The organism is Verrucomicrobiota bacterium (genome assembly GCA_016200005.1).
In the GTDB taxonomy this organism is placed as follows: Bacteria; Verrucomicrobiota; Verrucomicrobiia; order Limisphaerales; family PALSA-1396; genus PALSA-1396.
Genome location: JACQFP010000012.1, coordinates 1 through 22,407 on the forward strand (window position 1 = coordinate 1; position 22,407 = coordinate 22,407).

Sequence of the window (22,407 nt, forward strand, 5' to 3'; positions counted from 1 at the left end):
CCTTAATTACGGTGGTGACACCAACGGGCCTGGGGCTGCAAGCAGGACAGATTATTCCGGTGGAGCGAACACAAACTTCTGGGAAGGCCAGTTCCACTGGAACCAGCTTTTTGTAAGCTCGTTCCTCAGTGGCGCCATCACTAATGAGGACGGCAGTCCGCGGGCCGGCAATCCCTTCCACTATGTGGTCACACCGGGCCAGGTCGGGATTCCGATGGACTTTACCATCGCGTTCCGCGAGGCGGGTGTAACCCCTGACCTCTTCATGTTCAGCACGCACACCAATTTGCTGAATGACTACACGCAGGCTGAATTGGATCAGCAATACCTGAGTCCTCAGCTCACGGCATCCTCCTCCGGGACCAACGTCGTCGTGTCCTGGCCGGTTTCTGCCTCCTGTTACATTCTGGAGTCCACAAGCAGCCTCTCGCCAGTCAGTTGGACCGCGGTCCAGCAGGGTGCCGCTCTGTCGGGGAGCCGCTACAACTTGACCCTCCCGAGCCCGAGCGGCAACCAATTCTTCAGGCTAAGGCAACCCTGACGAAGGGCATCCAAGCCGGTGAACCGGCACGGCAATATGGGTCGCCAAGCTGCGAATTAGGCTTGGCGACCTTTTTATTACGAGGTTGGCCGACATGGATTTCGAGGAAGCATGGTAAGAACCGTAGGCACGAGCGGGAGGCTGCCGGATAAAGCCAACGCTCCAGGCCCAATAGGAACGCCACCTCTACGGCAGCCGCACCGTGTGATGGAATCTCGCACTATCCGAATTAGTGCGGGAGATGAACCGAGGCTATCCGAACTGCCGAGTGAACAAGAGAGTTGATAGTTGAGGGTTGATGCACAGGAGCAGGGAGCAGGAGTACGAGGAGCACGACAACAGTGCTCCTCGAGAATAGAAACGCGTGTTTTTGCTTCCACGGCCGAGAGCTAACGAACTTGCCCTCTTTCGAGCTTGCCCAGCTTCGAGCCGGATTGTTAATCTGCATTGCCCAATCCCAGGCCACGAATGACTGACCACGCGCGAAAGAACAAGAATACCGGACCACGCTCGCTGCCCGCGCCGTCCTGCCCTCGCCGAGCGCAGAGCGCAGCGAAGTTTCCGCTGACCGGCAAGAAAAAGTTGTCTGCTCAGGGCTTCGGATTGTCCAAATCGGTGTGGCGTTCATTCCTGTTCTCGTTTCTCGCCGTGGCGGTTCTACTGTGTACGATCCCGTTCGCCCGCGCGGTCGAAGCACGCTTTTTTCGGATTGTCGGCCCCGGCGCAACCACCATCACGGGGATTTCTGCGGACGGAAACGTCACCTGGACGAACGCGGTAACGAACGTCATTTGCACCGTTCAGGCGGCTGATTCCCTGACGGGCGCAAGTAACTGGGTGGACTACGTTCAAGTACCCATCAGCAATCACGTCGTCAGCTACCACTTCTTTGATGCCAATCCACCGGTGGGGATGGCGTTCATTCCAGCCGGTTCATTCACGATGGGCAATGCAATGAACCCCAGCGAGGGCGGCGGCGAGGAACTTCCGCTGCACACCGTCTATGTGAGCGGGTTTTTCATGGACAAATACCTGGTGACGGAGGCGCTTTGGAACGAGGTGAAGGCTTGGAACGGTGGCAACGGCTACAGCTATACCAACTCCGGCTCGGCACCGGCGACCAACCACCCGGTTCTCTTTGCTGATTGGTATGATATGGTCAAGTGGTGCAATGCGCGATCAGAGAAGGAGGGGTTGACGCCCTGCTTCTACACGGATGCCGGTCTGTCGGCAATTTACAAGACCGCGGAGGTGACTCCCTACGTGAAATGGGACGCCAACGGGTATCGTTTGCCGACGGAAGCGGAATGGGAAAAGGCAGCGCGAGGCGGGGCCAGCGGGCACCGCTTCCCGTGGACCGGCACCGACGAGATCTCGCACAGCCGGGCGAACTACAACGGCTACTCGCTGGCTTGTGACTGGAATTCCGAACTTTACTATGACCTGTCGTGTGGCTATCATCCGACCTTCAAGGATGCTGCTTATGCCACGAGTCCAGTGGGATACTTTGCGCCGAACGCGTATGGGCTTTATGACATGGCGGGCAACGTCTGCAACCGGTGCTGGGACCGGTACGGGGCGTATTCAAGCGATTCGCAAACCGACCCGCACGGGCCTTCGGCAGGTTCCCTCCGTGTGATGCGGGGCGGTAGTTGGTACAACTATGGCAACATCGCGCGGTGCTCCAATCGCTACCCCTTCAACCCGGCCTGGAACTTCTTCGACGTTGGGTTTCGTTGTGTGAGGGGGCATTAGTTTCTATGCTCTTAAACTCTTAGAAAACTTCCGCAAGCCGTTTGGTTGCGTGAGCTCGGCCGCTTCCAATCACATGTTGAGTCACAGAATTCATGCGGGCGAGCCGAAATACCACAGCTCGATGATTTATTGCCCGATTCTGGAGCGCGATTGACCAATGCTTGTGGTTGACCTGCGGTGAAAAATGATTAAAATATCACCACCCATAAGTATATGAACTGCCAGAATGAATTTAATTTCAGAGAATCACAGACGCTCCGAACCGCATTCACGTTGATCGAACTGCTGGTCGTCATCGCCATCATCGCGATCCTCGCCGGTTTGCTGTTGCCGGTATTGTCGAGGGCAAAGACAAAGGCCCAGGCCATTTCCTGCCTGAGCAACACGAAGCAACTCACGCTGGCGTGGATCATGTACAGCGGTGATAACCGGGATCAATTAATTCAGAATTATTTGGCAGACCAAACGTACGCCTGGGTTCAAGGCGATGTCAACGCGGCTCCCGGCGACACCAACGTCAACAACATTAAGAACGGAAAACTCTTCGCCTACAACACGTCCTTGGGAATTTATGTTTGTCCGGCTGATGATTACAAACGGAATGGGAAGAGGGCAACCCGGGTGCGAAGTTTTTCGATGTCAGGGCAGATGAACAGTGACGTTGACTGGGTCAACCCTGCTTACCCCGTTCGTAGAAAGTACTCGGACATTGTCAAACCTTCGCCAGTGGGTGCCTTGGTGTTCATTGACGAGAGCACCATAACGCTTGAAGATGCTTATTTCGCGATCCAGGTTGATAACCGAGTCTGGCAAAACAGTCCTTCCGATCGGCATGATCGCGGAGCCAACCTGAGTTTTGCTGACGGCCACTCCGAAATTTACAAATGGAAGGAGCCGAAAACTGGCAAGGTTTCGTGGAATGAGCCGGCGCAGAGGCCTGTCGATCGCGACTTCGACAGGGTAGCCGCCACGATCGGCACCAAGAATTAGAATTGATCAGGGCGAGCAAATGGAATGATTGCCGTCCGTATTCTTTCATCGGCGAAGCGATACGTTCCAAAGCCTTGCATTTGTTGGGTGAGGCGATGTCTTCCAGACCGGAAGAAAAGGACAAACAAAATATTTACATTTTGGGAAATCGCCGCTAGATTTTTCGCCAGAAGCCCAGACTGCCAAAACATGAATACCGTCAACCCAGGCGATGCTCGTTGTTTTCACCGCAGAATTCGCGAGCGGTGTGGTTTTACCTTGATCGAACTTCTTGTCGTCATCGCTATCATTGCCATTCTAGCCGGGCTGCTCTTGCCAGCTCTTGCCAAGGCGAAAAGCAGATCTCAGGCTGTCATGTGCATGAACAACGGGAAACAGTTGATGCTGGCTTGGAGGTTATACGCTGACGATTTCCGGGACACTCTCATTGCGGCTGAAGATAGCGTTCCCGGTCGCCCCAACTGGTTTTCCGGCTGGGTGGATTTTACTGGAAGCGCTGTCAATTGGGACATCAACAACGACATGACGAAAAGCCCGATGTGGCCTTACACCGGCAAATCTCAAAACATTTTCAAGTGCCCGGCGGACAAGGCCAGCGTGAAACCTGGGAGCGGCCCTTACGCTGGGCAGAGGGTGCCGCGGGTTCGCAGCATCTCCATGAGCCAGGTGTTTAGCTTCGGAAGCTGGCTTCCCGCTTCGGCTTGGAGAACTTATGGCAAACTGTCCACCATCACCCTGCCGTCCAAGACTTGGGTTGTCGTGGACGAACATCCCGACAGCCTCAACGACGCAGCGTTTGCGGTCCAGTGCCAGGGCGCAGATAAGCCGGGCACCGCGCAAATCATCGACATGCCGGCCAATTTTCACAACGGAGCGTGTGGGCTCTCATTTGCCGATGGGCATTCTGAAATCCACAAATGGCATGGCTCAAAGATTACAAGTGCCCCTGTTCGATACAGCCTGATGGGATTACCGGTCGGGCCTGCTGGCGACTCGTTTGTCGATGTAAATTGGATGGCCGACAATACGACCGTCAAGCAATAAGCCTGAAATATTCTTTGGCATCGGGTTTTCCGAGGTCGTCGCTACTTCAAACCAGCCAAGAACGCCACCAGGTCGCGCGGGTCTTTTCGTGAAAGCACCTTGATCCGATCCGGCAACATCGCCGACAAACCTTTTTCGCGGGATTTGATTTCGCTCTTGTTGAGCTTCACGATGCCGTCCTCGGGCGAGTTGAGTTCCAGTTCCGCATTGATCTCGCGCTTGACGATGCCGGCGTAGAGCATCCCATTTGTCATCCTCACGAGCACCCTCTCAAAGCCCGGCGCGGCTTTTTTGTTGGGATGAATAATCAACTCCAGCAAGTCTGCACGCGGCTGCCGCGTCGCGATGCCGATGAGCGCCGGACCTATGTCGTCGCCTCCGCTTGTTGAAATGTATCCCGCGTGCGTGTGGCCACCTTGTGGCCCCGCGCTACCATTCCGGCCATTGTTGCCCTGCCAGGCGATGTCGAGTTTGGGTTGCGCCAGTCCGATCATGAAGATCAAACTCTATCCCAAAAGCACGCCGATGAACGCACGGAATAGTTTCATAGCGATCGAAGTTCAGCGAACGCTGGCAAAAGCAGGAAGGGTTTTCAATCCTTGCCGCTGCTGCGCGGCCGCTGTTGCAGCGCCGTTTTCCCAAGGAGCGTAATTCACTGTAAGTCATGGTTCAAAACATTGCGCGTACAAAAGGGGCTGGGTATGATCGCCTCCATGCCTTCCTTGCCGTCAGGTGAGTCGGCCGTGATCCTGGTGATCGCGGTTCCCATAATCTACTTCGCAATGGTGTTCCTGGGCCGCCGGTTGAAACGGCGCGATGGCGTGCGCCTCGGTTTGATGTACCAGTTGTTTGCCATCACGCTGGCGTTTTACCTGCCCGTCACAGTGCTGGACATGGATTTCCCCAACCGGACGGAATTGGGGTCGGCGGTCATACTGCTGGGCGCCGTGTTCGTGAACGCACTCCTCAAACGCTTTCTCTTTGAACTGCATTATCAGGAACGGCGCCAGGCCAGCGTGCCGAAGTTTCTCAGCGAAGTGGTGGCACTGTTGGTCGTCGTGGTGGCGTTCATTCTGGTGCTGGCGTTTGGCTATGACGTTCGCATTCCCGGTTTGCTCACCGGCTCGGGCATTGCCGCCGTGATCATCGGCTTGGCGATGCAAGACCTGCTGGGCAATATCATCGCCGGTTTTGCGATTCATTTTGGAAAACCCTTTCGCGCCGGGGACTGGCTCATCATCGACAACAAGCACGCGGAAGTCGTGGAAGTCAACTGGCGCTCCACCCGGATGCGCACCAACGACGACGTTTACCTCGACATTCCCAACCGTGAAATTGCGCGCCTGACCATCGTCAATCTGCATTATCCGACCCGCCGCCATGCCCTCCGGATCACCGTCGGCGTGGACTACTCCGCGCCGCCCACGCGCGTCAAAGACATCCTGATTCACGCCACCGCCAACGCCGTCGGTGTGTCGGGTGATCCGCGCATAAAAGTGTTCCTGAAAAACTTTGGCGACTCGGCCGTGGAATACGAAGTCAAATTCTGGGTTGATGACCACGCCATTTACAACGAGGTCACCGATGCCATTCGCACCAACATCTGGTACAGCCTGAAACGCCACGGCATCAAGATTCCCTTCCCGATGCGGACGGTGCAGATCGAACGCTCGGCCCGCTCGCACGAACAGGAAATGCAGAACAACGCCCGCAACATCCTTCGCCAGCAACCGCTCTTCCAATGCCTCGACGATGCCCAACTGGACGCCTTGCTGCCGCGCGGGCGTTTGGAGCACTTCGGGCGCGGCGAAAAATTAATCCAACAAGGCGAAGACGGCGCGTCAATGTTCATCCTGGTGAATGGCGAGGCAAATGTCGTCGTGGATCGCGACGGGGACTCTACCCAGGTCGCCCGCCTACGCGCCGGGGATTGCTTTGGCGAGATGTCGCTGCTGACCGGCGAAAAACGCAGCGCGACCGTGGTTGCGCAAACGGATTGCGAAGTGGTGGAAATCGGCAAGCCCGTTCTGGCCAACAGCCTCAAGCAACAACCGGAGTTGCTCAACAAACTCAGCGAACTGCTGGCGCGACGCCAGTTGGAAACCGAAGGCATTCTGGCCGAGAACACTTCCCGGAAAGCCATCGCCGCCAGACAAACGGAATACGCCGTGACGTTCCTGGATAAATTGCGGACGTTTTTTGAATTGTGAGCGTCGGCACCGTCTTGACCTTCCCATCAACAGTGCCGGGATCGTCTCCCAAACTTTGTCGCATATGCGACAAAGTTTGGGAGTACCGGATTCCTGGTCACGATGCGCGAGATTGACGCCGTGGAAGCTCCCCAAGGAGAGGGAACAGCCGTCGCCCATCTTCCGTTTGCCCGACGACTTTGTTGCAGTTCCCGCCATGCAACATTCCATAACACCGGCGAACGCTTCTCCTCGGAGGAGCAGGCCGGGATGCGGGCGAGCATAAAAACCATCTTGATTTCACAGGCCGCGGACAGGGCGACCCAGTTGAGCGCACTGTATCCGGCCGGGCCGATGGCACGGCGTTTCAAACGCGAATCGTGCCGGGCAGAATTGATTCTCAACAACACCCGGCTGCGAGTGGGTGGTTATTTAACGATTTCCGCGGATAGTTGGCCCGGCGGACGGACGTCTTTCCCCTCGCGCTTGGTTTCTGAGTCACCCAGATCGTCGCGGCAATTTTCCAGCAACGCTTCGAGGCGCTTAACAACTTCGGGATGTTGATCGGCTACGTTGGTCGTTTCGCCGATGTCGATTTCGAGGTCGAACAGTTCCGCGCCGATTTTTTTGGTCGCGTACTTTCCGGGCTGGCCGCCACCACCGGGGGGTTCGGGATGGGTGTAGTTGTGTGGCGCGTGGAGTTTCCATTTTCCATTTCGCACGGCCTGCAACGCCTTTCCCCAATAGTAGAAGTACGCTTTGTGCGGACTTTTCGCGCCCGGCTGGCCGGACATCAAGGGCCAGAGGTCCAAGCCGTCGATTTTATGTTTGGGCAGGTCGGCGCCGGCGAGTTTGGCCACTGTTGGCAGAATATCCATCGTCGCCGCCACCTCATGACAGACGGTGCCCGCCGGGATTTTGCCGGGCCAGCGCATGATGCACGGCTCGCGCAGACCGCCATCGAACGTGGTGCCTTTGCCCTCGCGCAACGGCAGCGCCGTGCCGGCGTGGTCGCCGTAAAGCAGCCACGGACCGTTGTCGGAAGTGAAGATGACCAGGGTTTGATCGTCGAGACCGTTCTTCTTCAGCGCGCCAAGGATTTGTCCAACGGACCAATCGATCTCCATGATCACGTCGCCGTAGAGTCCGCGCGGCGATTTACCTTTGAACTTGTTGCTCACGTGCAGCGGCACATGCGGCATATTGTGCGCCACGTAGAGGAAGAACGGGCGATGTTTGTTTTGTCTGATGAACTTCACGGCGTGTTCGGTGTACCAGGTCGTGAGTTGCGTTTGATCAGGCGCCTGCTTCACGGCCTTGTCGCCTTCCATCAACGGCAATGGCGGAAACCGGCTGCCGGCGGTGGGATGGTTCGGCCACATGTCGTTGGAGTAGGGCAGGCCGAAGTAATCGTCGAAGCCGTGATGCGTCGGCAGGAATTGCGGCGCGTCGCCGAGATGCCATTTGCCGTAGATGGCGGTGGCGTAACCGCGCGGTTTGAGGACTTCCGCGATGGTCATCTCGTTGGAATTGATGCCGACCTTCGATCCCGGAGCCAGCGCGCCGAGGATGCTGACGCGATTGGGATAACAACCGGTCAGCAGCGCGGCGCGCGAGGCCGAGCAGACCGGCTGACCAACATAAAAATCCGTGAACCGCATCCCTTCCTTCGCCATGCGGTCGAGATTCGGCGTCTGGATATTGGGCGAACCGAAGCAACCGACATCTTGATAGCCCTGGTCGTCGGTGAAAATGATGACGATGTTCGGCGGGCGCTTTTCCGCCGCGGACGTGGTTGAAACGATGAAGAACGCCAGAAGAAGTTGGCTAAGGAATCGGGAAAAATTTGGGAATATTCTTTTCATGAGAAATTATCGGGTTTGCCAAAAATGATTCAGGAAAAGCAAGCGTGGTAGGGCGCGTCACTCCGTGCGCGCCGTCGTTTGCCCACAGTCGATTGCGGCGCGCACGGAGTGACGCGCCCTACCTCCCAAATCCGGCCATTTCGGGAACGTATTCTGTCAATCACTCTAAATCTCCAATGGTTTTTCATTCCGGTACGCCATTCGCGAATTGGTCCTCGTCTTTAAGTTCCTTCTTCAAACGATACAACTCGGTTTTGAGTTCCTGCACCGTGTCGGCGTAAATCGGGTCGGCATACACACTGTTCATTTCGTGCGGGTCTTTCGCGAGGTCGAACAACTCCCACTCGTTGATGTTGTTGAAGTAGATCAGTTTGTAACGTTCGGTGCGCACGCCGTAGTGCGGCTGGACGCGGTGATCCTGGGGATAATGGTAGTAGCGATAATACATGGACGTCCGCCAGTCTCTCGGCTTTTCGCCGCGCAACCACGGCGTGATGCTGCGGCCTTGAATGTCCGGCGGAATCGTGACGCCGGCGTATTCGAGAAACGTCGGCGCGAAATCGACGTTGAGAATCATGCGGTCGTTGACGCTGCCTTGCTTGATCTTGCCGGGGTAACGAATCAGAAACGGCATCCGCAGCGATTCCTCATACATGAACCGTTTGTCAAACCAGTTGTGGTCGCCAAGAAAAAATCCCTGGTCGGAAGTGTAAATGACAATCGTGTTCTCTTTCAGTCCAGCCTTGTCGAGATAATCGAGCAGCCGCCCGACGTTGTCGTCCACGGACGCAATGCAGCGGAGGTAATCCTTGATGTAACGTTGGTACTTCCATTTCTTGAGGGCGTCGCCCGTCAGTGTTTTCCTTTGGCCGTTGATCGTGACTTCCAGCTCCATATCGACGGTCTGATTCCATTTGGCGAGTTTAGGGCCTTTGAGGTCGGGTGGCGGTGGCGGATACTTGATGTCGCTGCGCGTGAGATTCCGGTCGATGCGCATCGTCGCTTCGGTTGCCGCGTCGGAGCGGTGCTTGTAATCGTCGTTGAAAGTTTCGGGTTCGGGAATGTCAACGTCCTCGTACATTTTGGCGTGTTTGGCGTCGGGCTGCCAGGGTCGATGCGGCGCCTTGTGATGACACATGAGGAAAAACGGTCTGTTCTTGGGGCGGGTTTTCAGGAAGTCGATCGCCAGGTCGGCGATGAGGTCGCTGACGTAACCCTGAATGACTTTTTTCTTTCCCATCTCGATCAATTCAGGATTGTGATAACGGCCCTGGCCGGGAAGGATGTTCCAGTAATCGAAACCGGTGGGGTCGCTTGTGAGATGCCACTTGCCGATCATGCCCGTGTGATAGCCCGCCGCCTGCAACAGCTTGGCGACGGTCGGCTGGCTGCCGTCGAAGCGGTTGAACACCGGCACGCCGTTGAGGTGACTATACTTACCCGTAAGAATGGCGGCGCGGCTCGGCGTGCAAATGGAGTTGACGACGAAACAACGCGTAAAGCGCATTCCTTCGTGCGCGAGGCGGTCGATGTTCGGCGTCTGGTTGATCTTGCTGTCGTAGGCACCGATGGCATGCGCGGCGTGGTCATCCGCCATGATGAAGAGAATGTTGGGGCGATCATCCGCGGCGTGAGCCAAGCCGCACCCAAGTTCTAAAACAGCCAAGAATAGCAGCGCGTGTCGAAAGTTGAAAAGTCCTGTTCGCATCAGTCAAGTGGCGCGGGATTGTTTGATGCCAACTCGTCTATTCGCAAATCCCAGTTCAAGCAAGCCACTTTTTTATTTTTTGACGGTTCATTAAGCTGGTCCTGCGCCTTTGCGGCGCTCGCGTTCCCAGCGTTGAAAGTTGTCGCGGATCGCCTGCCGAACGGCGTGCTGCTCCGCCCTTCGATTGGGGCGGATTCGCCGCGCAAGGTGGTCCACGTTGGCATAATCCAGATTGCCAGGCGGTCTTTTTTTTTGCTATGTTGACGGTCGTAGCCACCAAAAATCATAAACCAATGCCGGCATGTTGACAGTGCCCAATCTGCTGAGTGGAGTCCGGTTGTTGCTCGTTCCGCTTTTGGTCAGCCTGGCCTGGAGCGGCAACTCGCAGGCGTTTCTCTGGTGTCTGATCGCGTCGCTCGTCTCAGATCTGGCCGACGGCTTTTTCGCCCGCCTCCTCAAGCAGACTTCCGAGCTGGGCGCCAAACTGGATAGCTGGGGCGATCTGGCCACCTACCTAACGCTGCCGGTTTGCGCGTGGTGGCTGCAACCGGAGGCGCTGCGCCAGGAAGCGGCTTGGTTGCTGGCCGGACTCACCAGTTATGTCGCTGCCATCCTGTTGGGCTTTCTTAAGTTTGGACGGCTGACGAGCTACCACACGTGGAGTGGCAAATTGGCGGCGGTGCTGATGGGCGCGGTGGCGTTGATGCTGTTCGGCGCGGGCAAAGGGTGGCCCTTGCGAGTGGTCATGCCGATTGTCGTTTTGACCCAACTTGAGGAGATGGCCATCACCGCGAGCCTCTCCGAATGGCGCGCCGGCCTGCCGTCGCTCTGGCACGCGTTGCAAATCCGCCGGCAAGTGGAACAAGGAAAGTCGGCGGAATAGAATTATTGCCAAAAACATTTCCGAATTGAAAAGTGAATGACCTTTCAACCGGCCTGCGGCTGCCCTCCAAATACGCCCGGCTGGGATCCTCTCCCAAACTTTGTCGCATATGCGACAAAGTTTGGGAGGGGTGAGTTCAAGGTGCCGATGCGCGTCCAAAGTTGGAGGTGGAAACTCCCACGAACCGGTCAGGGTCACGAATACTGCTCCTGAAACCGGGCGCGTTGGTAGCTCGGCGTCGGCTTTGCCCTTGGCCAGCGTCGCGCAGATGTCGCTGACGTTTTTGTTATGCTCCACCAGTTTGGAAACGATGACCCCGACGTCATTGATGGGCAGCTTGCTGACCATGCCGGAAAGCAGGAGCACGAGTTCGCTGTGGGATTTTTGCCGATGCTCGATGACGCGTTCCAACAGGAATCGCAGCGCCTTGTTCTCCTGTTCGAGAGCGCTGCGCTCAGCTTCCAGTTGGCCGACTCGCAACTTCAGCTCATGCCATCCTTGCTGTATCTCCTCGACCGAAGTTACGGGTGGTTTCGAACTCACTGTCTCTGTCATACCTGACTTTCCCCGATGGCCAGACATCTTTCCACCCTTTTTTGAGCGGCCGATGTGGAGGAGCGGGGCGTAATGTGTCGTTGGTTAGCAGGAATCGCTTGGTGACGCTAACAGAAGTTCTGAAGTCACGATGACAGTGCTGGATCTGGTTAACTCGGCAATCGTTCGTGGCGCAAGCAACTGCGAGCGTGGCGAGCGAGCGTTTGCTGCCAGTGTTGTCGTGGAAGATCAACTCTCGGCGGTCACCACGATTCACCACGTGATAGATCGAACCAGGATACATCTTACAGAAACCATGCTGGATTAGACATTATTTTCGTCTTCTTTTTGACTCTCGATTTGCCGAATCGCTCAGTCAATCCTTTGTAGATCTCCTTGTGGATGCGTGAGGCGGTTGCTGCATGCTCGTTCGAGGGAATATCAGATGTTGCGACAACCAGATTACCGTTGGTCGGCTCCAGCCACACCGCCATGTAAATGATCGGGTCGCGATAGACTCCATTTGATCTGCGCACGTACAATGCCAGAAGGTTCGTAGCTGCCTTGTCCATTTCTAGACTCAAATGGTTAGCAATGGCAACATGCTGAACTGTATCAATCGCTTCGGACAACTCAGTCCGTGTCAAGCTCCCAACCGCTATTGTGGGCGAAAGGGTGACTAGCCGATCCTGCATGGTGAAGCAACCTACCAGACTACCAACCAAAATTAGGCTGTAGAGCAAGTGGTTAATGTTTTTCGTTTTGAAGCGTACCCCAAAACCATTTTTAGTCGTCATAATTCATTACCGATTTCAATTGGGCTAGTGTTGAGGACCATAAGGCAATCCTGAATAATCTGGGTTAAAGGGGGGGACGTTGGAATTGGTCCCGCCTTAATCAAGAAGAGCATAAAGGGGTCATAAAGGGGTCAGTCCCGAATGGCCCTTAGTTAAGCCCTCGATCATTGCGCGGGCGTCCCTTCCAGTAACGGCTGCGGTGGGAGATTTCCACGAACCGCCGTCGGGGTTGGTTGAGCAACGGGTAGGGTTTGGGCCGCCGTTTGACGGCAAGGGGTCAGTCCCGCAGATTCTCATATTTTTGCGTAACCACTGGCCGTTGCACAGACAAGCTGTCACATAGTGCAAGTCCTGAGTATTTACCCCAAGCGGAGTTTATGGCGGTTGTTCGATTCATTTGTGTTTTTCGCAATTTGCAGGCGGTTCGCTATATGCGTCCACGTTCCCATGTGCAATTGCACGGCAATCCATTTCGTCTAGCCACGCCTACTCTACTGCAATTTAACTGGCATCTGGAAGACAAAAGCATACAGCCGCGACAGCGTCGCGCCGGTGTGTTGCGCGCGCACATCCGAGCCAAATTGGAACGTCGCCGCGGCATCGAATTTTTGGAACATCATGCAGTAGGTGCTGTTCGCCATGACGCCCAGCAACTCGCCAGTTTTGCTGAACACCAGGTCGCCGCGCGAGGGATTGAATTTGCCGAACAGGCCCTTGAGGAAACTGTTGTCCAATTTCACGTAGCCCGGCGTGGACAGATCGATCTGGAACTTGCATTCGCCGTAATAGCCTTCTCCGGCGCCGACCAGCACCGCATCCTGGAACTTGAACGGGTCGGACGAGATGCGATAAACCTTGCCGCCCAGTTGACGGGCCTCCGTCGGGGTGACCGGTATCAAGAGCACGCGCGGGTCAGGCCAGCCGAAGGACAGGGAACGGATCGGCAACACCGTGCTGTTGCGGCTCAACGATCCCGTGAGTCCTTCCCAATCCGTGCCCGGAACCGCCAAGGTCAGCGGCGTGTCTTGCACGTGGCACAACGCGAACGTATTGGTGCCATCGGTGACCAGCACGGTTTGCGTTTCCTTGCGCTTCGTGGATTCACCGAACACGCCGGGTCGGGAAGCGTTGAACTCGGCTTTCACCCGGTTGGTCAGAAAGTCGCTGAAAATGGTGTTCGGGGCCAGTGGACGATTCTCCCGGATTTCCTGGGTCAACTCGCCAGATTTTGCGGCCAGGGTTTTGACGCCCTCGGCCAGTTTGGTTTTTTCTTCGCGCTCGATCTTCACTTGTTCCTGCATTCGGGCAGCTTGTTCGGTGGCATGACGTTTCTCCACTTCGGCCACCTGGAGCTGGCCGGCCAGACGTTGTCTTTCTGCGAGACCAACCTGGTTGCTCTTGGATAATTGCGCCATTTGTTGCTCCAGAGCGGCGGCTTGTTCCTTCTGCTTTCGCAATTCAGCTTCCATCGCGGCGAGTTTTTCCTTCGAGATCAAGGCATCGCTGGAGCTGGCCTGCACTTGGCGGGTCAGGGATTGGATATTGGTCTGGGCCGCGGCAAACTGCTGCTCCTTCGCTTGAAGTTGTTGCTGGAAAGTCTGCACCTGTTTCTCGCGCTCGCCGACCGTTTCGCGGGTCTGTTTGAGTTCGCCCAGCAACAGATCGCGCTCCTTGCGCTCCGCATCCAGCGCGAGTCGCATGACGGCAGCGAGGTCTTTCCCGCTGTCCACTTGATTGGTCGCGATGTCCACCTTGACCTGCGGCGCCGCGCCCTCCTCGGCCACCTTGTTGATATCGACGGTGGAAAACGCCAGCAGGCTCACCAGCAGGAAATCGCAAATGACGATCAGAATGCTGCGGTTCATGACATGGTAGTGAACGTGGGTTCGGCGGCCGGCGCCATGCGCGCAGTGGTCGCGGCGTCAGCTTCGAGCAACAATTTCCGGCGCAACGGGCGCAAATTGAAAATCTTGAACACCGACACGAAGATGATGCCGAACGACGTGGATGAGTAAGCGGCCATCAAGCTCGGCTTGATGACGCCCATCGACACCAGGATCAGCGAGATGATCGTGCCGGCGAAGCCCAGATAGAGGCCAGCGTCGAACAAGTGGTCTTCATTTTCGAGCAGCTTGAGCTTGAGCCGAGGTGTTATGTTCTGCCGGCGGATTTCCGCCAGCTTGACGAGGCAGGCCGTGTAGATCAGCGCCTGCAGCACGAAGAACAACAGCAAGGTTAACAGACTTAGTTGGTTCATAATCGATGCATGAGCGCCGGTGTTTCCGACAGGGACCACGCTGCCCACCGTGGGCAGGCGCAGTCGAAAGGGGAACTCCACTTTCTGACTTTCCTGAGCGAGAAACGGCTCGCTCAAGAGCAGCACAACAAGCAGAAACCCCAGCGCAAATAAACTTTCGCGGGCCAGATGAAACCCGCCCACCTGCAGCGGTCGCTCCAAAGCAGACACTGCCGGTCTCGCAAAATGCATGGCCGCAGCCAGCAGAAAACCGCCGATCAGGTATAAACTCCATTTCAAAGTCAGCGCAAGCCACGGTTTGCGCAAGGAATAATCTGTGGCAAAGTTAAAAAATGCGGACGGCGGAGCAAGTGCCGGCACGCGCTCGTGAAAGCTCGAAGCATACAGTTGTTGTTTGCGCCGCAACAGTTCATTCACTCCACCCTCGCCAAACCGGAGACTCGCGCCGAGGTCCTTCAGTCCGCTCTGACTGAACTGCATCAGGTATTTTGCCACGTCCGCCGGTTTGCCGGAGAGTTGCACGGCAGAGAAAAGCACGGGCAGTTGTGCGTCGGCTTTGCGGACATGATTGGCCAGCAGACGCAGCGTCTCGGCATCTTCAATCTTGCCGACGAATGCAGCGAGTTGACCCAAGTTAAATCGTTGACCGAGCGACATCAAATCCATCAGCACTTGTTCGAGCGGTTGCGAACTTCCACCACGATTCGCTTCCGCGGCCAGCGCCAACACGGCGTTGCTCAACGCCGGCGTCAAGCGACCTTCCTCCACCAGAAGCCCGCCGACCGAGAGCGCCGCATCGAAAGCCTGACCTGAAGCTGACTGCGAGGGTGGGAACAGAATCGTATTAGTCAACGCGCGGCAGCGCAGCAACTCTTGCACGCCGGGACGCGACGAAGCCTTCAACAGTTCGAGGACTTTGCCCCGGTTTTCTTGTCGAATAATTAATTCGATGAACGGCAGCGGTCCTACGTTCTTTCCGAACAGCGCTGCAACGCGAGGTTCGGGAATTCCCCAAACCTGCAAGTTCGGATTCTGTTTCGCCAGGTTCGTCACAGCCAGGCCGAGTTTCTCGCGATCGGAAATTTCCTCCTTCTGTGCCGTCTGCAACAGCAACTCGGCTGCTCCCAGATTTTTCTCATTCACCAACGCCAATCCACGCTCGACCAAAGTAGTGGTGTTCCAGCCGGCCTTTTGGACGACGCTGGCATCCACGGCCCGCAGATGCATCGGCACCAGCAAGCCGCCGACCAACATCCCCAGGCCGAGGACGGCGCACAACAGAAACAATAGCCAACGCTTCATAGTAAATTCGTTCAAACGTAATGCAGGCCCATCTGAAATCAGCATCCCTGGTCAATGGCAATCCCAAGCTCTCTTCAACTCGGGAAAAACCTGCATCAACCTTAGACTACACCGTTCGAAATCTTGTTCAATCGGAAATTTGGACGAGGTGAGGTGGTTGCGAGTATGAACCGTAACGATCCGCTGCTTGAGCAAGTTAGATTCGATCACCCACAAGCGCGGAAGAACGCAACTTTTTTGCCGCGAGGACGCAGCTGAGAGGCAGAGTTAATCGCAATACGATTAAGATTGCAGAAGGAAAATCAGACCACGAAAGCCGCAGGCACAGCCTGCCGACTACGCTTTAACGAGGACCGCCTTGTTCTCTTTCAAATATTTCTCAACCGTCGCTTTGCCGCCAACGGAGTTGGGGATTCTCACGGCGTCGGGTTTTGCCAGCTTGTAATGCACCAGCCATTTGCCGATCATTCCCACCTGAAGATTCAGTTCTGCGACTCGCCACACTTGACCGGTTTCCAGTGGTTTCATGGGTGTGCGGCGCGTCGGCTTGGTTTTTCTCATACCCGATTGTGCACCAGAGTTTTCAACTAGACCAGACAAATCGCAACGCGCCCAATTGAGATCAAGTCGTTAAAATACCTTTGACGCAACGCAGCGATGAAGGCCAATAATGGGCCAACAAACACCCACTCATTATGAAACTATTATTTGGAATTCATGGTTTTCTCGTGGCGTCCACCGCACTTTCAGTCGTTGCAAGCGACTGGCCGCAATGGCGTGGCCCAAACCGCGACGGCATTTCCAAGGAAACCGGCTTGCTGTCGGAGTGGCCCAAAGAGGGACCAAAGTTGGTTTGGCAGGTATCCGATATTGGTCGCGGCTACTCAACGCCTTCGGTGGTCGGCGACCGGCTCTACCTGCTGGGAAACGAGGGCATGGACAACGAATTTGTGCAGGCGCTCGCCGTCAAGGATGGCAAACGGGTCTGGTCCACGTCCCTCGGAAAAGTGGGGAATCCAAAACAGATGCCCAATTTCCCCGCCGCGCGCTCAACACCGACGGTCGAGGGTGAAGTTCTTTATGCGCTCGGCTCGGATGGCGATCTGGCCTGTCTTGAAATCGCCTCGGGAAAAGTGCAGTGGAAAAAGAATCTCCGCACTGACTTCGCCGGCAAACCTGGCGAATGGGCATACTCGGAGTCGCCATTGATTGACGGTGACGCGCTGGTCGTCACGCCGGGTGGTGGCGAAGCCACGTTGGTCGCCTTGAACAAAAAGACCGGGGAGATCATTTGGAAATGCCCCGCGCCCGGCGGCGACTCGGCCGCGTACTCTTCGGCCATCATCGTCGAAGCGGGCGGCGTGAAGCAGTATGTGCAAGTCCTGCAAAAAGGGTTGGTGGGCGTGGAGGCGAAGACGGGCAAATTTTTGTGGCGCTATGGCAAAGCCGTCAGCAAGTACGGCGCGAACATCCCGACACCCGTCGCCAGCGATGGTTACATCTACTGCGCCTCCGCCGGCACCGGTGCCGGGGCCGTGAAATTGAACTCCAAAGAAGGAGTCCTCGAATCTGAGGAAGTGTATTTTACGCCGAAGCTGCCCACCGCCATCGGCGGGGCGGTGAAGGTCGGCGATTATCTTTATGGCACTACGGGCCAGGCGATGTTGTGCGTTCAGTTTGCCAGCGGCGAGGTGAAGTGGGAAGAGCGCGCGCTGGGCGCGGCCTCGCTTTGCTACGCCGAAGGTCGGCTTTATCTGCACGGCGAGAACGGGGAGGTGGCGTTGGTCGAAGCCTCGCCCGAATCGTATCGGGAAAAGGGACGGTTCACGCCACCCGACCCACCGAAACATTCGCAAGCAATGGAAAAGTCGTGGGCCTACCCAGTGGTCGCCAACGCCAAGCTCTACCTCCGCGAGCACAACATGCTTTGGTGCTACGACGTGAAGGCCGGCAAGTAACTGGCCACTCCGATCGCCGGCCGTGAGAATCCATCACGAAACATCCGTCGAGAAGTTCGGGGCCATTGAACCTTCCGGTTCGTTCCACCGGTGGCTGCAGCTATGGAATGACTATTCGGTAGAAGCGGGTTGGCATTCGTGGTGCGTTCGCGTCCTCGAATTCAAACTCGCCTGAACCGCCGTCCGTCGCCACGCCGATTTTCTCCCAATCAATAAGATTAGTGGACGCTTCGATGACGTAAACGGGGCCTGGCGGCGCGGTGAAATGCATTCGCAGTTTGCCGTTGGCGTTGCGAGAAAGCTTTCCGATCTTGCCGTGCAGCTTATCTGAGGAGCAGCCGCCGCTCAGGATGCCAATGACCTCTTGCGCGGCCTGGTTTAGTTTCTGGGCCAGTGTTGGATCGGATGGTGCGACTTGAGCACCCACCTTGTTTTGGAACGCCTGAAGTTGGTTGATGGCCGCCGTCGCGTTGTCGCGGTTGAGGGACTCAATCGCCGCCAACAGTGATGCGATCAACGGCTGCGGTTTGGGAGCGTGTGAATTGACAGAGGTCATCAACCGTTCGACGGCTCGCGCCGAGGTGATAACTTCCACCGTGAAAGTTTGAGCGTTCGTGGACATGCCATCGTCAACGACCAGACGGAGCGAGTTGGTGCCCACCGGCAAAGTCACAACGGCTACAACTCCGGTGGCAAACGCGCTCGTCGCGGTGCCTTGGAACCAAAAGAATTGCAAAGGATCATCGTCGGGGTCGGACGAGCGTGACCCGTCCAACACAATTATCGGATTGCAATGTGCCGGAGCGATCACAAGCGGCGGCGTGGCGGTGGCGTCGGCCAGCGGCGGGCGGTTGACAGTCAACACCGCGTTGGAACTCTCGGCCACGCCAAACGCATTCGTGATCCGCACGGAGTATGTCCCGGCTTGGGCGAACTGCACGTTGGTCAAAACGATGGACGCGCCGGTCGCGCCGGGCAGGTTTACGCCGTCTCGCCGCCATTGGTATTTAAGGATCGGATTGCCGCTGGCGGCGACGGAAAATGTGGCGTCCGCGCCCTCGTTGACCCGGATGCTCACGGGCTGCGAAACAATGACCGGCGGTTCCTGGCACTTGCCGACGCCGCGCGACAGCATGATGGTTCGAATTTCCGCAGCGCTTAACGCCCGCGCATAGAGGCTCACTTCATCCAGCGCGCCGGCACCAGCTCCCCGAAAGGGGTCGAGGAATGTTTGATAACCAAGATAAACGTTGGCTGTGGTCTTGGGTGTGAACGTGCCCAGGTTTGTTCGGGTCACAGCACTGCCGTCAAAATAAAGGGCTGCTACTCCGGTTGCCTTGTCGTAAGTCAAGGCCACGTGTTGCCATACGTCGAGTGTCGCCAGCCCCTCCGGTGAACGGACCACGTGCGGACGGCCTTCCGAGTCCACCAGATTGGCTTCCCAAAAAATTGACGAGGATTTTGGCGCGGCACGAGTTATTGAGAGGCTGACGCCTTGCGTGACGATGCCGCTGTGCCATCCCACGAACTGACGCGAAGTAGAAAATACCAAACGGCTGCCGGAAAACTGTGGGGAGATCCAGGCTTCGATTGTCAGCCCCGGGCCCGCGCCGACGTTCAGATTGCTCGAAGCCGGAATTCGCACAAACCCGGTGTTGAACTGGATCGCTTTGCCCACGATTCCGGCTGTGTAGGTCACCGAGTTGGTGACGACACCATGACTAGCGTCCACGCTGTCGAGCACATTGGATTCGCCGCGCCACCATGCCACAAAGTCGGATGGCGGCGGCACGCAGGTCGGGGGCGGGGGCACACACTTGCCCGCTTCATCGGCTGCCACAATCGCCTGAATCTCGGTCGCAGAAAGCGCGCGCTGGTAGAGAGTCATTTCATCCAATCCACCGGAATAGAGCGAACGGGCCGAAGTCCCGCTTGGACGATACGCTAAATAGACGGGAGACCGGGTCAGAGGTTCCAGAGAACCAATATTCGTTTGGGTCACAGGAACTCCGTTGAGGTACACCGACGTCAGCCCTGCGACCTTGTCAAATGTCAGTGCGACGTGCTGCCACACCGAGGTGCCAATAATTCCGGGTGGCGAGCGGAGCACGATGCGGCGAATCGGTGTGGTGTTTGTATCCGTAAGGTAAGCTTCGAGTGCGGAGCCGTTCATGGCGAGGCCGGCGCCGATGCTGCCGTGGCTGTCGTTCCACTCGAGCAGCGGTCGCACTCCGGACACTGAATCGGGTCTGATCCAACCCTCGATGCTCAACCCGTCGCCAGCACCGAGGTTTAGATCGGCAGATGGAGGAACGAACAAGTAATTAGTCAGGCCGAAGCCGAACGAGCCGGAAAAGAATCGGAACGCGGCGCCCACTTTTCCAGTCGTGTAGAGAATCTCATTAAGCCGCGAGCCTTGAGGCAAGCCGTCGTTAATCCCAATGCTGTCCACAGTGTTGCTTTCGGCTCGCCACCAGGCCACCGCGCCGGTCGGAGCAGGAGTGCAGACCGGTGGAAGTAACGCGGTCACCGTCAACTGCGCCTTAGAACTGGTCACCGAACCCGAGCCGTTGCTGACGGTGACAAAGTACGGACCGGCCTGGTCGGACTGCACATTGGTCAAGGTGAGCGCCGCGTTGGTCCGGCCTGCCAATGCGTTGCCGTTGAAGAACCACTGATAATTCAAAGGCGGCGTGCCGCTCGCGATGACTGCAAGTGTGACGATGCTCCCGGGACGTTTGACCTGATCTTGAGGTTGGGTGGTGATGGACGGCGGACCACTCGGAGTCGGCGCGCACTTACCAGCGCTGCCGGCGGCGTAAACGGCTTGCAGTTCGACGGCCGACAAGACATGACGGTAAATGCTGACTTCATCAATCAGTCCGTCGAAGGCGGTCAGGTTGCCGGCCAACACCGCGCCGCGTCGCAGGTTGCCGATGCCAATGTGGTTCTGGTGAATGCCCGTGTCGCACGTGGGATCGGAGGCGCCCAGCACGCGGTTGTGTGGAGAATCCTGTGTGCTGTCGAGCACGCCGTTGAAGTAAATCTCGATCTTTCCCGTCGTGGTGCTGCGCGTCACGGCGATGTGCGTGAACGTGTTCAACGGGATCGCATTGCTGGAAATAAAGTTTGAATCAACCCCGGTGGCGGCGTTGCCAATGCGGACCACCAAGCGGCCATCCGGCAGCACCCCGGTGTGCCAGTCATCCACGACTCCGCACACTTCGTCGGAGACGAGCACGGAACCGAAGTTGTCGCCGAACGTGCCGCGCACACGCTGCAAGGCCCAGAGTTCAAGTGTGAAGCTCTCCAGCGGGATCGGGGGTATCTCAACGAAATTCGTACCGCGAAAGTCAAACGCGTTGCCAACTTTTCCCGGACTTAAGAGCACCGGGCCGAGGAATTCGGTCGTGATGATTCCATGATTACTGCCAGTGGTATCGTTGGCGTTGGTTTCGGCGGGCCACCAGCTTATCAGTCCGGCGGAAGGCTGAACACAGGAAGCCACGAAAGAATAACGGGCGCGGATCATGTGATTGCCGTTTACATAGGTATTCAACGGCGTGACCAAAGTGCTCGTTGCGATCGGCTCTTGCAAATCCAGCAGGCCGACACCGCTCGAGTTCTCGACAATCCATGACTGGCCCGGCTGCGGATGTGAGAGATCAACTCCAATCGCCGGATCGAAACCCGAGTCCCGGTCTGACAAGTAAGCGCCAACAAAGAATGAGCCTGTGACGGTGGTTGCGGGGATGTCATAGCTTTGAAAACTCGTGTTGTTCAGAATGACCACGTTTGGCGTAATGAAGATGGGGTAGATCATCAAAGGACGCGCATCCGATGGATTGCCATCGCCGTCGGGGTCGGAATATAAAGCAACCGTCGGGAAAACCCGGCTGGATAGTGGATTCCAAATCACGGAGATTTGATTTATCGCTACTGTGCGACCGGCGGTATGGAAATGATTAAGCGCCAAGAAGTCTCCTCCCGGCGTTCCGCCAAATGTATTCACAGTTCCGTCGTCCAAAGAGAATTGCTCCGCTTGAATAGCCGCGGGCAGAAGCTGCACCGCCAGACTGACGAAGAACGCTAACACGGAGGATTTGCTCGACTCGGAGTTGTTCCAGCTGCACCTCGAACTTTGAGCGTGTTTCCTAAATGCAGCGTCGCATGCCATCACGTCAGTGATATTCATAGGCGGAATTGTGGGCCTTGGCTGCAATTCTCCGTTTGTGCCGGGCAAATCCACCATGACTTTCCCATGAAGCATTGCGGACGGGTTGACAGCCAAGAACCAATGGAGGGAGAGAACAAACGCCCGATGATGTCTGCGAGAAGGTAGGAATTCCACTCCAACAGCCATTCCAACACCGTGTCTTCAACGGTGGGATGTTTCATGTTCCCGTGCTTAGATTGTTCAAGACCCGCAGTGGACATTTAACGCAGAACTCGGCGCGAATCTCAACAAAAATCTCGGCGACGCGGTGCTTGTGTGCGCGGCTTGGACGATTTCTTGGCTGGCTACAAACTACCGGACGGATCCCGGAAACTGTGCTCATTATGCCGGGTCAAAAAGGTTTGCCT

General features: G+C 56.6%; 16 protein-coding genes. 8 read left to right on the top strand and 8 right to left on the bottom strand.

All coding sequences use genetic code 11. From position 1 onward, the window contains the following. The 4 genes from HY298_03660 to HY298_03675 form a co-directional block, all read left to right on the top strand. The coding region (locus HY298_03660) for a hypothetical protein (protein ID MBI3849379.1) at window positions 1-541 on the top strand (541 nt) is incomplete at its 5' end. A gap of 468 nt (window positions 542-1,009) precedes the next feature. After that, window positions 1,010-2,296: a formylglycine-generating enzyme family protein gene (locus tag HY298_03665; GenBank protein MBI3849380.1), complete on the top strand. Its 1,287-nt coding sequence runs from the start codon at window positions 1,010-1,012 to the stop codon at window positions 2,294-2,296. Window positions 2,297-2,509: 213 nt separating this feature from the next. Beyond that, entirely contained in the window at window positions 2,510-3,286 is a 777-nt protein-coding gene (locus tag HY298_03670; protein ID MBI3849381.1) for a prepilin-type N-terminal cleavage/methylation domain-containing protein, read from the top strand. Window positions 3,287-3,475: 189 nt separating this feature from the next. Further along, window positions 3,476-4,330, top strand: a complete 855-nt coding sequence (locus tag HY298_03675; protein MBI3849382.1) for a type II secretion system protein — start codon at window positions 3,476-3,478, stop codon at window positions 4,328-4,330. Window positions 4,331-4,371: 41 nt separating this feature from the next. On the opposite strand, the gene HY298_03680 is transcribed toward HY298_03675, so the two are convergent. After that, window positions 4,372-4,824, bottom strand: coding sequence for a hypothetical protein (locus tag HY298_03680; GenBank protein ID MBI3849383.1), 453 nt, complete (start codon window positions 4,822-4,824; stop codon window positions 4,372-4,374). A gap of 207 nt (window positions 4,825-5,031) precedes the next feature. Here HY298_03680 and HY298_03685 point away from each other — a divergent pair, with 207 nt between their 5' ends. Then, on the top strand, window positions 5,032-6,540 hold the full coding sequence (locus HY298_03685; protein ID MBI3849384.1) for a mechanosensitive ion channel: 1,509 nt from the start codon (window positions 5,032-5,034) through the stop codon (window positions 6,538-6,540). Between the two features lie 407 nt (window positions 6,541-6,947). Here the strand turns inward: HY298_03685 and HY298_03690 are convergent, their stop codons facing one another. Continuing rightward, window positions 6,948-8,384 (bottom strand): sulfatase, encoded by a 1,437-nt coding sequence (locus tag HY298_03690; protein MBI3849385.1) that lies wholly within the window; start codon window positions 8,382-8,384, stop codon window positions 6,948-6,950. Between the two features lie 184 nt (window positions 8,385-8,568). Then, window positions 8,569-10,092 carry a sulfatase gene (locus HY298_03695; GenBank protein MBI3849386.1) on the bottom strand — a complete coding sequence of 508 codons (1,524 nt, stop codon included), beginning with the start codon at window positions 10,090-10,092 and terminating at the stop codon, window positions 8,569-8,571. Window positions 10,093-10,393: 301 nt separating this feature from the next. On the opposite strand from HY298_03695, the gene HY298_03700 reads away from it, so the two are divergent. Together HY298_03700 and HY298_03705 are read left to right on the top strand one after the other, a co-directional pair. Further along, on the top strand, window positions 10,394-10,975 hold the full coding sequence (locus tag HY298_03700) for a CDP-alcohol phosphatidyltransferase family protein (protein MBI3849387.1): 582 nt from the start codon (window positions 10,394-10,396) through the stop codon (window positions 10,973-10,975). A 288-nt stretch (window positions 10,976-11,263) separates the two neighbouring features. Then, window positions 11,264-11,536 carry a hypothetical protein gene (locus HY298_03705; protein ID MBI3849388.1) on the top strand — a complete coding sequence of 91 codons (273 nt, stop codon included), beginning with the start codon at window positions 11,264-11,266 and terminating at the stop codon, window positions 11,534-11,536. A 278-nt stretch (window positions 11,537-11,814) separates the two neighbouring features. On the opposite strand, the gene HY298_03710 is transcribed toward HY298_03705, so the two are convergent. From HY298_03710 to HY298_03725, 4 genes are all read right to left on the bottom strand, one after another. Then, window positions 11,815-12,306, bottom strand: coding sequence for a hypothetical protein (locus tag HY298_03710; GenBank protein MBI3849389.1), 492 nt, complete (start codon window positions 12,304-12,306; stop codon window positions 11,815-11,817). A gap of 491 nt (window positions 12,307-12,797) precedes the next feature. Next, window positions 12,798-14,171, bottom strand: a complete 1,374-nt coding sequence (locus HY298_03715) for a hypothetical protein (protein ID MBI3849390.1) — start codon at window positions 14,169-14,171, stop codon at window positions 12,798-12,800. After that, on the bottom strand, window positions 14,168-15,865 hold the full coding sequence (locus HY298_03720) for a hypothetical protein (GenBank protein MBI3849391.1): 1,698 nt from the start codon (window positions 15,863-15,865) through the stop codon (window positions 14,168-14,170). The genes HY298_03715 and HY298_03720 overlap by 4 nt, the downstream gene beginning before the upstream one ends. A gap of 336 nt (window positions 15,866-16,201) precedes the next feature. Beyond that, window positions 16,202-16,393, bottom strand: a complete 192-nt coding sequence (locus HY298_03725) for a hypothetical protein (GenBank protein MBI3849392.1) — start codon at window positions 16,391-16,393, stop codon at window positions 16,202-16,204. A gap of 167 nt (window positions 16,394-16,560) precedes the next feature. Between HY298_03725 and HY298_03730 the strand changes: the two genes are divergently transcribed. Further along, window positions 16,561-17,823, top strand: a complete 1,263-nt coding sequence (locus tag HY298_03730) for a PQQ-like beta-propeller repeat protein (GenBank protein MBI3849393.1) — start codon at window positions 16,561-16,563, stop codon at window positions 17,821-17,823. A gap of 100 nt (window positions 17,824-17,923) precedes the next feature. On the opposite strand, the gene HY298_03735 is transcribed toward HY298_03730, so the two are convergent. After that, window positions 17,924-21,919: an immunoglobulin domain-containing protein gene (locus HY298_03735; GenBank protein ID MBI3849394.1), complete on the bottom strand. Its 3,996-nt coding sequence runs from the start codon at window positions 21,917-21,919 to the stop codon at window positions 17,924-17,926. Between the last annotated feature and the right edge of the window lie 488 nt (window positions 21,920-22,407).

Bases quoted from the DNA above. Each gene is read 5' to 3' on its own strand.
- HY298_03665 (MBI3849380.1), top strand. From the start codon at position 1,010: ATGACTGACCACGCGCGAAAGAACAAGAATACCGGACCACGCTCGCTG.
- HY298_03670 (MBI3849381.1), top strand. From the start codon at position 2,510: ATGAACTGCCAGAATGAATTTAATTTCAGAGAATCACAGACGCTCCGA.
- HY298_03675 (MBI3849382.1), top strand. From the start codon at position 3,476: ATGAATACCGTCAACCCAGGCGATGCTCGTTGTTTTCACCGCAGAATT.
- HY298_03680 (MBI3849383.1), bottom strand. From the start codon at position 4,824: ATGATCGGACTGGCGCAACCCAAACTCGACATCGCCTGGCAGGGCAAC.
- HY298_03685 (MBI3849384.1), top strand. From the start codon at position 5,032: ATGATCGCCTCCATGCCTTCCTTGCCGTCAGGTGAGTCGGCCGTGATC.
- HY298_03690 (MBI3849385.1), bottom strand. From the start codon at position 8,384: ATGAAAAGAATATTCCCAAATTTTTCCCGATTCCTTAGCCAACTTCTT.
- HY298_03695 (MBI3849386.1), bottom strand. From the start codon at position 10,092: ATGCGAACAGGACTTTTCAACTTTCGACACGCGCTGCTATTCTTGGCT.
- HY298_03700 (MBI3849387.1), top strand. From the start codon at position 10,394: ATGTTGACAGTGCCCAATCTGCTGAGTGGAGTCCGGTTGTTGCTCGTT.
- HY298_03705 (MBI3849388.1), top strand. From the start codon at position 11,264: ATGCTCCACCAGTTTGGAAACGATGACCCCGACGTCATTGATGGGCAG.
- HY298_03710 (MBI3849389.1), bottom strand. From the start codon at position 12,306: ATGACGACTAAAAATGGTTTTGGGGTACGCTTCAAAACGAAAAACATT.
- HY298_03715 (MBI3849390.1), bottom strand. From the start codon at position 14,171: ATGAACCGCAGCATTCTGATCGTCATTTGCGATTTCCTGCTGGTGAGC.
- HY298_03720 (MBI3849391.1), bottom strand. From the start codon at position 15,865: ATGAAGCGTTGGCTATTGTTTCTGTTGTGCGCCGTCCTCGGCCTGGGG.
- HY298_03725 (MBI3849392.1), bottom strand. From the start codon at position 16,393: ATGAAACCACTGGAAACCGGTCAAGTGTGGCGAGTCGCAGAACTGAAT.
- HY298_03730 (MBI3849393.1), top strand. From the start codon at position 16,561: ATGAAACTATTATTTGGAATTCATGGTTTTCTCGTGGCGTCCACCGCA.